General features: G+C 60.2%; 12 protein-coding genes and 1 pseudogene. 8 read left to right on the top strand and 5 right to left on the bottom strand.

Annotated elements, in window-relative coordinates:
- Nucleotides 1–65: 65 nt before the first annotated feature.
- From NKI16_RS25705 to NKI16_RS25685, 5 genes are all read left to right on the top strand, one after another.
- On the top strand, nt 66–1139 hold the full coding sequence (locus NKI16_RS25705) for a tartrate dehydrogenase (protein ID WP_352756955.1): 1074 nt from the start codon (nt 66–68) through the stop codon (nt 1137–1139).
- 10 nt (nt 1140–1149) lie between these two features.
- Nucleotides 1150–1626, top strand: a complete 477-nt coding sequence (locus tag NKI16_RS25700; RefSeq protein ID WP_023678802.1) for an Lrp/AsnC family transcriptional regulator — start codon at nt 1150–1152, stop codon at nt 1624–1626.
- Between the two features lie 313 nt (nt 1627–1939).
- Nucleotides 1940–2260: a nucleotidyltransferase domain-containing protein gene (locus NKI16_RS25695; protein WP_023678801.1), complete on the top strand. Its 321-nt coding sequence runs from the start codon at nt 1940–1942 to the stop codon at nt 2258–2260.
- On the top strand, nt 2247–2786 hold the full coding sequence (locus tag NKI16_RS25690) for a ribonuclease toxin HepT-like protein (protein ID WP_352578046.1): 540 nt from the start codon (nt 2247–2249) through the stop codon (nt 2784–2786). Before NKI16_RS25695 ends, NKI16_RS25690 begins: the two co-directional genes overlap by 14 nt.
- Nucleotides 2740–3117, top strand: a complete 378-nt coding sequence (locus tag NKI16_RS25685) for an HVO_A0114 family putative DNA-binding protein (protein ID WP_352450644.1) — start codon at nt 2740–2742, stop codon at nt 3115–3117. The genes NKI16_RS25690 and NKI16_RS25685 overlap by 47 nt, the downstream gene beginning before the upstream one ends.
- 349 nt (nt 3118–3466) lie before the next feature.
- On the opposite strand, the gene NKI16_RS25680 is transcribed toward NKI16_RS25685, so the two are convergent.
- Nucleotides 3467–4843: an aspartate aminotransferase family protein gene (locus NKI16_RS25680; protein WP_352923850.1), complete on the bottom strand. Its 1377-nt coding sequence runs from the start codon at nt 4841–4843 to the stop codon at nt 3467–3469.
- Nucleotides 4844–5268: 425 nt separating this feature from the next.
- Between NKI16_RS25680 and NKI16_RS25675 the strand changes: the two genes are divergently transcribed.
- From NKI16_RS25675 to NKI16_RS25665, 3 genes and pseudogenes are all read left to right on the top strand, one after another.
- Nucleotides 5269–5958: a haloacid dehalogenase type II gene (locus NKI16_RS25675; RefSeq protein WP_352756951.1), complete on the top strand. Its 690-nt coding sequence runs from the start codon at nt 5269–5271 to the stop codon at nt 5956–5958.
- A 307-nt stretch (nt 5959–6265) separates the two neighbouring features.
- A complete protein-coding gene (locus tag NKI16_RS25670) occupies nt 6266–7141 on the top strand; it encodes an MBL fold metallo-hydrolase (RefSeq protein WP_352923847.1) in 876 nt (291 codons plus the stop codon).
- 209 nt (nt 7142–7350) lie between these two features.
- Nucleotides 7351–8427: pseudogene (locus NKI16_RS25665) on the top strand (IS630 family transposase).
- On the opposite strand, the gene NKI16_RS25660 reads toward NKI16_RS25665, so the two are convergent.
- From NKI16_RS25660 to NKI16_RS25645, 4 genes are all read right to left on the bottom strand, one after another.
- Nucleotides 8424–9899, bottom strand: a complete 1476-nt coding sequence (locus NKI16_RS25660; protein ID WP_352757198.1) for an NAD-dependent succinate-semialdehyde dehydrogenase — start codon at nt 9897–9899, stop codon at nt 8424–8426. The pseudogene NKI16_RS25665 and the gene NKI16_RS25660 sit on opposite strands and share 4 nt — an antisense overlap.
- 18 nt (nt 9900–9917) lie before the next feature.
- The gene (locus tag NKI16_RS25655) at nt 9918–10961 is read right to left on the bottom strand and encodes a tartrate dehydrogenase (protein ID WP_352757196.1); all 1044 of its coding nucleotides are present in this window, start codon (nt 10959–10961) and stop codon (nt 9918–9920) included.
- A 171-nt stretch (nt 10962–11132) separates the two neighbouring features.
- Nucleotides 11133–11489, bottom strand: a complete 357-nt coding sequence (locus tag NKI16_RS25650) for a cupin domain-containing protein (RefSeq protein ID WP_023678793.1) — start codon at nt 11487–11489, stop codon at nt 11133–11135.
- Between the two features lie 14 nt (nt 11490–11503).
- Entirely contained in the window at nt 11504–12427 is a 924-nt protein-coding gene (locus NKI16_RS25645) for a 2-hydroxyacid dehydrogenase (RefSeq protein WP_352757194.1), read from the bottom strand.
- Nucleotides 12428–12439: the final 12 nt, after the last annotated feature.

Below are 12439 nucleotides of genomic sequence, written 5' to 3'. Positions count from 1 at the left end.
TACAATCGATCGCACACGAGATTGAGGTCACGAGGCGGCCAGCACCAAAAAACAGGGAAGTGACGATGCGCGAATATGAGATTGCCGCCATTCCTGCCGACGGGATCGGCCTGGAGGTGATTGCCGCAGGTCTCCAGGCGCTTGAGGCGCTGCAGCAGCGCTGCGGCGACTTCAAGCTCCGCGTCCAGCACTTCGACTGGGGCTCAGACTATTACAAGGCCCATGGTCGGATGATGCCCGAAGATGGGGTGGCGCAACTAAAGCGCTTCGACGCCATCTTCTTTGGCGCGGTCGGCGCCCCCGATCTGCCTGACGACATCACGCTCTGGGGCCTCCGGCTGCCGATCTGCCAAGGCTTTGATCAGTACGCCAACGTGCGGCCGACCAGGATATTGCCCGGGATTGTTTCGCCGCTGGCGGGCGTTGGCCCTGGCGATCTGGATTGGGTGATCGTGCGGGAGAATTCCGAGGGCGAGTATTCGGGCCACGGCGGCCGCGCCCATCGCGGACTCCCCGAGGAGGTCGGAACCGAGGTCGCGATCTTCACGCGCGTCGGCGTCACCCGCATCATGCGCTATGCATTCCGGCTGGCGCAGTCACGGCCGCGAAAGCTCCTGACAGTGGTTACGAAATCCAACGCGCAGCGTCACGGCATGGTAATGTGGGACGAAATCGCAGCCGAGGTGGCGCTGGAATTCCCGGACGTCGCGTGGGACAAGATGCTAGTCGATGCTATGACAGTGCGTATGACGTTGAAACCTCGGAGCCTCGATACGATCGTCGCCACCAATCTTCACGCCGACATATTGTCGGACCTTGCAGGCGCGCTCGCGGGCAGTCTCGGCCTTGCACCGACCGCCAACATTGATCCCGAGCGGCGCTATCCCTCGATGTTCGAGCCAATTCACGGCTCGGCATTCGACATCGCCGGCAAAGGTATTGCCAACCCGGTCGCCACCTTCTGGACCGCTGCCCAGATGCTCGAACATCTGGGCGAGAGCGCGGCGGCCGTACGGTTGATGAGCGCTGTGGAAGCGGCGACGAGTGAAGGCGTGCTGACGCCGGACGTAGGAGGGACAGCGACCACGCAGGAGGTGACGGACGCCGTCTGTCGGGCGATCCGCGGTTCGAACGTGTGACAGGTTTCCAATGAAGCTCGACAGGATCGACATCAAGATCTTATCCCAACTGCAAAAGAACGGGCGGGTCACGAATGTCGAGCTTGCCGACCTGGTCAACCTTTCGCCGAGCCCTTGCCTGATGCGGGTGAAGAAGCTTCAGGCGGAAGGCTTCATCACCGGCTATTCCGCCCAGATCGATGTGTCCAAGCTCGGACAGACTCTAACGATCTTCACCGAAGTCACGCTCAAGCACCATCAACAGAACGACTTCGCGAGATTTCTCACCGCAATTCAGAAAGTCGATTCTGTCATCGAATGCCATCTGGTTTCAGGCGGCTACGATTATCTTGTGAAGTTTGTCACAGCGGGCATCAGCGAGTACCAGACGATCATGGAGCGCATGATCGAATTGGATATCGGAATCGACAAATATTTCAGCTTCGTCGTGCTGAAGTCACCGATCGTGAAATCCCATTTGCCTCTCGACATCATTTTCGACAAATGAGAAAGCTGCTCCGGCTCGGTCCTCAAGCGGCGGCGCTCGTGCCAAGCTCCATCTTGTTGCGCGCGCGGCATTTGTCGAATGACGGTGTCACGATTCGGCGGAGCCCGTCATTGCCACTCGCCTGAACGGCGCTTAGCCTAAAACTTCGACTGCACCTGGACATTTCCAGCGAACGCCTGTTTTCGCCTGGTCCTCGTCAAATGGCTTGAATATATATCATACAATGATATATAGGCAGGTAGCACGTACAGCTTGTGGAGTTGCGACAATCTCGCCTCGGGTCACAGTTGGACCAAAGGCAACAGGCGAAAAGATGAACAAGATTAACACTTTGATCCACCGAAGAGCTGACGATCGCCGGAAGACCGCGCAAGCCTGTGTATCGCGTATTCTCCGGAACGCCAAAGCCCGCGGCGTCGATATCTCTGTTGTCGGATCCCTCGCGAAAAACCGTTTCCGCGTCCACTCGGACGTAGATCTGCTGGTGCACGGACGCACTGATCCCGCGCGCCGGGCCATGGTAGAGCGCTTGGTCGCAGATCAGCTTCGGGGAACGAACATTGCTTATGACCTGATCTTTGCCTCAGACGTTTCGTCCGAACGAGTGCAGGAACTGCTTAATGACAGCGTTTAAGCATCCGGCATTCGCAAAACTGTCGCCAAAAATCGACCGTGCTGCGAAGGAACTGCAGCAAATCGAGGAATATCTGGCGGCTCATCGGAGTGAGCTGTCACGCGGAGAATGGGGCGCGGTCGCAGCAGTTTCGCTGGGAGTCCACAATGTCTACAACGGCATCGAGGACATCCTGCTCAGCCTCTCCAACGACATAGACGGCCTCGTTCCCCAAGGGCCTACGATGCACCAGGACGTGCTCGATCAGATGTCGGCGGAAATTGCAGGCATCCGGCCGGCTGTGCTCGACCCCGAGCTTTATCAGTCGTTGAGTGAGTTAAAGGGATTCCGTCACCTGGTGAGGCATCGGTACGGTTTTGACCTGAAAACAGACAAGGTGCAGGAAAGCCTCGACAGGGTAAAAGAGGCATTTCCGTCTTTCGTCGAGGCCATTGTTTACTTGGAAAGCACCCTTACTGAGGAAAACACGCACGACAGTGATGGCGGCGGCGACGGCTCAGGCGGCGGGGCATCTGGTGGTCCCTGAACCAATGGCTCAGTCGTGCGCGCCGGAAGAGGTTCTGCGGGCGTTGACCCCTGAGAATTGTCGGCTGGTGGCGCTGATCCATCGGTATCGACCGCAAAGCATCACGGAACTGTGCAGGTTGGCGGCGCGTCCGCAGCCGAACGTATCCCGCTCCTTGGCGGCCCTTGAGCGGGCGGGAATTGTCTCAATGGCGGGCTCCAGGCCGAAGAGACCCGAACTCGCCGTGCAACGAGTCACGATCGACCTCGCTGAGCTTCAGAATGGCCGATGCGAGGTCGACGATTCGTGGAGACAAATCGCCGGACCATCATCTTTGCTGCGCGATGGGTGACAGGGGCAAAAGTCGATCAGTGGGATGCGAAACCGCCGCTGACCAGGTTTGGCAAGTAATGGAGGTGAAGCCTCGGTGACGCCGAGCCGATCGCCAAGCTAGTCCCAAAAGGAGGGCCGGAGGTTTTAGCGGTTTTCATTTGGCCCAGGAAGATATCACGACAGGCGCGTCCTGCCTGTAAGCGGGTTTCGCCGGAAATCTTGGGCCGGGCCACATGGCGTTGAATGTCGTTCTCGGAGCCGTTCGTATAGCGGAGAAAGAAGCGTCTGGGCTGATACTTAGGCCAGGAAACATGCGAAAGACCCGGACGGCGTGAGTTTAGCCCTGGTCGATGCAATGCGCCCGCTGATCAGCCCTTCATCGCTGCCCGCACATCCTTGTCTTCGAGGGTTTGATCCAGCGTCATCCGCGTGCGTTCGAGGATTCCATCAATATCGTCGTCCGTGCAGCAGAGCGGCGGCGCATAGCCGAGAGTGCCGCTGTTGAAGGCACGGATGACAAGGCCGTTCGCCCACGCGCGCTCGAAGATGCGGCGCCCCGGATCGGCCGCCACCGGCAGCGGCGTCTTGCGTGCCTTGTCGGTGACCAACTCGATTGCTGCCAGCATGCCGCGACCGCGAATGTCGCCCACCAGCGGGTGGTCGGCGAGCGAGCGAAGGCCTTCCATCAAGCGCTTGCCCGCCTTCCGCCCATTCTCGAGCAAGCCATCTTCATAAAGACGCAGGCATTCGAGCCCGACCGCCGCGCTCACGGGATGGGCCGAATAAGTATAGCCATGGCCGACAGCCGCTTTGCCGGCTCCGTCCGCGATCGTATTGTACACCTGGGCCGACATAAAAACGGCGCCCATCGGCACGTAGCCCGAGGTCAGTCCCTTCGCCGTGGTCATGAAATCCGGCACGACCTCGTCTTCCTCACACGCGAAGAGCGGGCCGGTACGGCCAAAGGCAGTGATGACTTCGTCGGCAACGAACAGAATGTCGTGTTCCTTGCACACGGCGTGCAGAGCCTTCAGCCAACCTGTCGGTGGAACGAGGACACCGCCCGAACCCTGGATGGGTTCGGCGTAGAAGGCCGCAACGCGGCCCGCGCCGAGTTCCGCGATTTTGGACCGCAGCGCCGCGACCGATGCATCGATGATCGCCTGCGGGTCGGAACCGACCGGATTGCGGTAGGCGTAGTGCGAAGGAATTTTGTGCTGCCAGTCGTATGGCACGCCGAAACCCGCGTGGAAAGCCGGGATCGCGGTCAGACCTGACCCTGCCGTCGAGGATCCATGGTAGCCATACTCGACCGAGATGAACTGGTCCTTTTGCGGCGTACCCTTGGCATGGTGGTAATAGCGAATGAAGCGGATCGTACTGTCGACTGCGTCGGAGCCGCCAAGCGTGAAATAGACATGGTTCAAATCGCCGGGCGCCAGTTCTGCAAGCCTGGCAGCAAGGCGAATGGCAGGCTCGGATCCCAGTCCGAAATATCCGGTCGCATAGGGAAGCTCTCTTAGCTGCTTTGCTGCTGCTTCAACGACGCTTTCCTGGCCGTATCCGATGTTTACACACCATAGACCGGCGAATCCGTCCAGCAGGGTTTTCCCGCTTGCATCGGTCACGGTTGCGCCTTTGGCGGATTTGAGCACCCGCACGCCCGTCTCCTCGTGGCTCCGATAGCATGAAAACGGGTGAACCAGATGTGCGCGATCGAGTTCGATCAGTGAGTTTGCCAGCATTTCTTCCTCCGATTCAGCGCAGTGCCTGACTGACGAGAGCATAAGTCCGGTGTGGTGTGGTTTCGTCCTTCAGCTAGTTTTCCAGCGTGATCTGCTGCGCGGTCATGTTCATTCGGGCCTGAATTCTCTAGGTCCAAGATAGGCTGCCGCGGGCAGCAGTTCCTCCCGACCAGAACCTGAGCGATAGGCGTTTTAACTTTCCTTTGCCGCTGGCACCGCATCTTATGCCACGCACGGCTGAGAGATCGCGCGCCCGCCGAAGCTCGAAACGAACTCAGGCGCAACTCTCTGCCAAAGCTCTCACGCAATACAAAACAATCTGCTTCAGGGCGCATCGAATGCGGCGACTAGTCTTCTCCGGTCCTCATTATGATCCTTGCTGTTAAAGGCACGCAGTGCCGACAGGATTGGAAGGATCGACGCTCATGACCCAGTTCAGACCGAAATACATCACCTTCGACTGCTACGGTACACTGACCAACTTCGACATGGCCGGCGCGGCGAGACACGTATATGGTGCCCAGCTCTCCCCAGCTGGGATGGCGCAGTTCATCAAGGATTTCTCGGCCTATCGCCTCGATGAGGTTCTTGGCGCCTGGAAGCCGTACAGCGAGGTCGTGCACAATTCCGTGGAGCGGACCTGCAAGCGCAACGGCGTCGCATTCCGGCCCGAGGATGCCCAGCGCATCTATGCGGAAGTGCCGACATGGGGCCCGCACCCGGACGTCCCGGTGGGCCTGGCCAAGGTCGCCAAGGAGATTCCGCTGGTGATCCTGTCGAACTCCATGAAGAGCCTGATCATGTCGAACGTGGAGAAACTCGGCGCACCCTTTCACATGGTCATCACGGCGGAGGAGACCGGCGCCTACAAGCCGCAGATGAAGGGCTTCGAATATATGTTCGACAAACTCGGCTGCGGCCCGGAGGACATTACGCACGTGTCGTCCTCATTTCGCTACGATCTCATGACCGCCTATGATCTCGGTATCAAGAGCAAGGTCTGGGTGAACCGCGGCCACGAGCCTGCGAACCCCTTCTACGAATATACCGAAATCAAGGATATCGGCGGTCTGGCCGGCGCCGTCGGACTGGAGCCCGTTCGGGAATTCGCCTGAACGTTTTGTTTGCTGACGCAGTCGCACCAGACTGAGGCGCTCCCAAAACATTAATGCTCACTGATCGCAATAGAGAAAGGGACGGTTTTCACCGCCCCTTCTTTGTTGTTCCAACGCTTTAGGGGCGGCAAGTGTTTCCACCTGCTTGCAAGATAACTAGTGGTTAATATCTAACGATTGGTACCCGATCGTAAGCGCGGCCACATCGCGAGCGCCTCCGTCTTCCTATCGGAAGAAATGTCTGACGCCATCTTCCCGCAAATGTTATCTCTAGCGATCCGTCCTCGATCGAAGAAGGATCGCATCAATGGACGATTGGAGAATCGGGAATATCCGGGTAACCAGAATTCTGGAGATGTGCGACCCTCTGGGGACGCCGTCGGAATGGTTCCCCGACTGCACCGACGAAGCACTCGAACCGCATCTTCATTGGCTCACGCCCCGATTGATATCGCCGGCAACCGGCCGGCTTATTCTTCCCATCCAGAGTTTTCTGGTTCGTACCGGTCACCACACCATTCTGGTCGACAGTTGCGTCGGCAACGACAAGACGTGCGCATACTTCCCGCATTGGCATCGCCGCAATGACGGCACCTTTTTGGCGCGCCTGGCGAATGCAGATGTTGCTCCCGAGCAGATCGACTATGTGCTGTGCACCCATCTTCATATCGACCATTGCGGCTGGAACACACGATTGGTGGACGGGCGTTGGATACCGACATTCCCGAACGCCCGCTACATCATGGCGCGGCGCGAGTTCGAGGCCGCACAGGCCGCCTCCGGCGATGCCGACGAACGGACCTATCAGGACAATGTGCTGCCAATCGTCGAGGCTGGTCGGGCTGTGCTTGTCGATATGGATTATGAACTCGATGGCGAAGTGTGGCTGGAGCCGACGCCGGGCCACACCCCGGGGCACGTAGCCATCGGCCTGAGATCTCGAGGCGTAGGGGCTGTGTTTTCCGGCGATCTCATGCATTGGCCGATGCAATGCATATACCCCGACTGGAGCTTTCGGTACGACACGGACCCTGACCAGGCACGTCGGACGCGGTGGGCATTCCTGGAGGCTTGCTCGGACAATGGACGTATCGTCATGACATCGCATTTTCCCTTGCCGTCGGTGGGAACTATCTCGCGACGCCAGTCATCATTCTGGTTCGAGGATCATCAGCCGCCGTAATCGCCGAGGACGCCGACCACGCGAACCCGAACGGCGGGGGCGATCGCGCTCGGCATGTCCGGCGCGCGGATCGCCGGGAGGGCCGCGCTGGAGGCTTAGCACATGCAAGGCTGGCTCGCGCTCGCCACGATGTGCATCGGCGTCGGACAGGGCGTGACATAAGAGTGGGGTGGGATTCCTTTTCACGAGTGCGCATGCGAGTCTGTTGCATCCGCGCAGGAATATCGTTCACCGTTTCGCCAACCGATCGCCAGCGACTGACGGCGCTCATCCGGGATCGCAATACGCCGCAGAAGCATGTCTGGCGCGCCGAGATCATCCTGCTGAGCGTCAACGGCACCGGCACCGTCGAGATCATGCGGCAAACCGGCAAATCGAAGACCTGCGTGTGGCGCTGGCAGGAGCGCTTCGCCACTGAAGGCTTCGAGGGGCTGTTGCGCGACAAGACGCGGCCCTCTCGCGCATTCCGCCTCTCGGACCCGAGGTGGCCGAGCGCGTGGTGGCGCTGACGCTTGCCAAGCTGCCGGGCGAGACGACGCACTGGACCGCCGACATGATGGCGCAAGCGGCTGGCATCAGCGCAAGCGCTGTGCGTCGCATCTGGAAGGCGCACGGGCTGCAGCCCAACCGCTGGCGCCAGTTCAAGCTCTCCAACGATCCCCAGTTCGTCAACAAGCTGCGCGACGTCGTCGGCCTCTATGTCGATCCGCCGGCTCACGCCATCGTGCTGTCGGTCGACGAGAAGAGCCAGATCCAAGCGCTCGACCGCACCCAGCCCGGCCCTGTGAAGAAGGGAAGGCTCGGCACCATGACCCACGACTACAAGCGGCATGGCACGACCACCCTGTTTGCCGCCTCAACGTGCTCGACGGCACCGTTATCGGCAAGAACATGCAGCGGCATCGCCATCAGGAGTTCATCCGCTTCCTCAACGCCATCGAGGCGCAAATGCCGGCCAGCAAGGCCGTCCACGTCGTCCTCGACAACTACGCCGCCCACAAGCACCCAAGGTGCGCGCTTGGCTCGACCGCCATCAGCGCTTCACCTTCCACTTCACGCCGACGTCGTGCCTGTGGCTCAACGCGGTCGAGGGTTTCTTCGCCAAGTTGTCGAAGCGTCGCCTCAAGCGCGGCGTCTTCCATTCCGTTGTCGACCTCCAAGCGGCAATCAACCGCTTCCTCGCAGAGCACAACCAGCAACCCAAACCCTTCTCTTGGATCGCCGACCCCGACAAGATCATTGCCGCCGTCAAACGCGGGCACCAAGCGTTAGATTCCATCCACTAGTTAAGCCCGCCAACATGAAGCGCCTTGACCTCGAGATATTCCTCGATGCCGAGCTGCGATCCTTCGCGCCCCACTCCGGACTGCTTGACACCGCCGAAAGGCGCAACCTCGGTCGAGATCATGCCTGTGTTGAGCCCGACCATACCGAACTCCAGCGCCTCGGCAACACGCCATGAGCGCTTGAGGTTGTCGGTGTAGAAGTAGGCGGCAAGGCCGAACGGCGTACCGTTCGCAATGGCGATGGCCTCTTCCTCCGTCTCGAAGCGAAAAAGCGGCGCCACCGGACCGAACGTCTCTTCCGATGCCAGGAGCATCCCGGTAGTAGCTTCTCCCAGCACGACGGGCCGTGCATATTGCTTACCCTCCGGCATCGTCTCGCTTTGGGCGATAATCTGCGCACCTTTCGCCCGTGCATCCGCGATGTGACGCTCGATCTTGTCGATCGCGGCCGCGTTGATCATCGGGCCGATCTCAGTGCCCTCGTCGGTCCCTGCGCCAACCTTCATCCGCGTGACGCGCCGGCTCAGCTTTTCGGCGAAAGCGTCGTAAACGCCTTCCTGCACAAGAATCCGGTTCGCGCAGACGCAGGTTTGACCGCCATTGCGGAACTTGGATGCGATCACCCCTTCAACTGCCTTATCCAGATCGGCGTCGTCAAAGACGATAAAGGGTGCGTTGCCGCCAAGCTCCAGGCTCAGCCGCTTGATACTATCGGCCGCACCACGCATGAGCAGCGCACCGACGCGGGTCGAACCGGTGAACGAGATCTTGCGCACCGTCTGATTGGCCATCAGTTCGTTGCCGATTTCGACGGGCATGCCCGTCACAATGTTGATCACGCCGGCAGGGATACCTGCCCGTTCCGCCAGAACGCCGAGCGCCAGCGCCGAGAATGGCGTAAATTCCGACGGCTTGATGACAACCGTACAACCTGCGGCCAGCGCCGGTGCCACTTTGCGTGCGATCATCGCGTTGGGGAAATTCCACGGCGTGATGATGGCGCAGACGCCGACGGGTTCTTTCAGCACCAGAATGCGGCGATCGGCCGTGGGTGACGGAATGGTCGAGCCACCGATCCGGCGCGCCTCCTCCGCAAACCATTTCACAAAAGATGCGCCGTAGCGGATTTCCGCCACCGCCTCGGCAAGCGGCTTGCCTTGTTCCAGCGTCAGCAGGAGCGCGAGATCCTGTTCGTGCTGGCGGATGAGGTCGTGCCAGCGCTCCAGAAGTCCTGCACGCTCGGCATGGGTCCCTTTCCTCCAGCCTTTGAAGGCCTCGGCCGCGGCGCCGATTGCGGCTCTCGTCTCGTTCTCGCCCATTGCGGGAACGGTGCCGAGAACACTTTGGCTGGCAGGGTCAATGACATCGACCACGCCCTTCGTTTCCGCATCCCGCCAGACACCGCCAATCAGCGCCTGCTGGCGGAAAAGGTCGGAGTCGTTGAACATGCCAATCTTCGTCATCGCATTCATGGTCTTTCCTCTGCTCTTTCAGCTCAATCCTGCCAGCACGGCCTGCGTGATTGTTTCAGTCCTGTCCTTGCCTGCGATCGTGCCAATCCCCCGCGCGGTTGCGGACTCGATTGCCGACATCACTTCTGCCGCAGCCTGCCCCTCACCCAGATGCTCGAGCATCATCGCACCGGACCAGATCGCGGCGATCGGATTGGCGACGCCGAGATGCGCGATGTCGGGCGCCGAGCCATGGACCGGCTCGAACATGGAAGGCGCGCTGCGATCGGGATTGATATTGGCGGAGGCGGCGTAACCCAGCCCGCCCTGAATGGCCGCTCCAATATCGGTGAGGATGTCGCCGAAAAGGTTCGATGCGACGATTACGTCGAGGCTTTCAGGCGCCAGGACCATGCGGGCGGCAATGGCGTCGATGTGGTAGTGCGAGACCTCCACATCGGCATAGTCTTTCGCCACCTCGCGCGTGACCTCATCCCAGAAAACCATAGTATGTTTCTGCGCGTTGGATTTGGTGACAGATGCGAGCTTCCTGCGACGCGCCCGCGCCTGTTCGAAACCGAAACGGATGATCCGCTCGACACCCGTACGCGTGAAAATCGCGGTCTCTACCGCGACCTCATCGGCCGTGCCGGAATGAACGCGCCCACCGGCGCCGGAATATTCGCCTTCCGTATTCTCGCGGATGCACAGGATATCGAAACCATCGGAGCGGAGCGGCCCCTGGACGCCCGGCAACAGCCGGTGCGGTCGTATGTTGGCGTACTGCGTGAACCCTTTCCGGATCGGCAGGAGCAGTCCGTGAAGCGATACCGAGTCGGGCACTTCCGCGGACCAGCCCACAGCGCCGAGATAGATCGCATCGAATTTTCGAAGTGTCTCGATGCCGTCTGACGGCATCATTGCACCGGTCTCCAGGTAGTAGGCGCACGACCATGGGAATCTTGTGTCATCAAGGGCGAAACCGCCCCGCTTTGCCGCCGCCTGCAGCACCTGCCATGCCGCCTGCGTCACGTCCTTGCCGATGCCGTCGCCGGGGATGAGCGCTATCTTGTAGGTCTTCATTGATGGAGGTCCTCATTTGCACTAGCGTCATCGGAAGAATAGTCGACCGCCCGCCGCATTTTCCGTCGAGGATGAGCCGCCCGGCGGCGTCGAATCGCGTCAGGCGGAACCTGGAAAGCCGATTGTTCTGGAACCGCCGGGCGCTATTCGGCGGGACTTTGAGCGCTGAACTCAGTCATAAACGCAGACGTAGATCTTGCGCACGGTCTCGATAGTGCGCCAGACGCCGACGAAACCAGGCTTCATCACGAAACTGTCGCCGGCGCGGTAGGTCTTGGTCTCACCGCCCTTCTCCTCGATTTCGACGAGACCCGAAACGATGTGGCAGAACTCGTAGATAGTGCCCTTGATCGAATGCGTCTCGCCGGGCGTCGCCTCCCAGACACCGGTGAGCACCTTTTCGCCCTTCGAGGCATCTTGCGCCCAGGTCTTGAAGGATGGATTGCCGGAAATGAGCCGCTCCGGAGCCGGTAGTGCCTCCTTCGGCGCGAAGTCTGGAACTGTGTCGATCGTAATCAGAAGTGACATGTGATGTTTCCTGGTTAGTAGCCGAGTGTCCGATCGACGAGGCCGATCAGTTCTTCTCCGGCGCGGTGGCGCCGGATGTTGTCAACGACGGATTGCGCCGCCGTGTGCGGTTGCGTCACCGAGGCGATGTGCGGCGTTATCATCACCTTCGGATGCGACCACAGCGGATGGTCTTCCGGGAGCGGTTCTGGATCGGTGACATCAAGCATCGCCGCAGATACGTGACCGGTGTCGAGCGCGTTGATCAGCGCGGCCTGGTCCAGTTGCGGACCCCTGCCGACATGCAGCAGCTGCGCCCTGACGGGCAGTAAGTCGAAGAACTCTGCATCGAGCATGCCGTGCGTTTGTTCCGTGAGCGGAAGCAGGCAGACGAGAATATCCGTTTGCTTCAGAAAGCCCGCGAGTTGGTCCGTGCCGTGAAAACAGGCGACGTCCTCTATCCGCTTTTCGCTGCGGCTCCACCCGGCAAGCGGAAACTGGAAGGGTTTCAAGCGCTCGATAGCCGCCTGGGCCAGCATGCCAAGGCCGAGGAAGCCAACCCGGCGTTCGGCCGCCTGTCGAGCGGCAATCGGTTGCCAGAGGCATCTTTTCTGCTGCTCGAGATAGGCGGGCATCTCGCGGTGGAGCGCCAACACGCCGAGCGCGACGTATTCCTGCATCATGCGTATGATGCCGTCCTCGACCATGCGCACAAGCTTCACATGGCTTGGCACCACGTCCTGCTTGAACTGGTCGACGCCCGCTCCGATGGAAAACAGCACTTCCAGATTGCGGTAGCGCGAGATCTCGTCCGGCACCGTCCAGGTGATGAGATAGCGCACCTTCTCCGGCTCAATCTCGTCGCCGGAATGGACGAATTCCAGATCCGGGAGCTGGCGCGCAAAGATCTCGCGGAAGACCGCAGCACGCGCCGCATCGGAATTGAAAAGAAACGCCATGGTGACCGCCCT

Origin of the sequence: Mesorhizobium sp. M0698, assembly GCF_040320455.1 — a bacterium.
In the GTDB taxonomy this organism is placed as follows: domain Bacteria; phylum Pseudomonadota; class Alphaproteobacteria; order Rhizobiales; family Rhizobiaceae; genus Mesorhizobium.
Note: the sequence above shows the minus strand (reverse complement) of the source record. Positions and strands in the feature narration are given on the sequence as shown.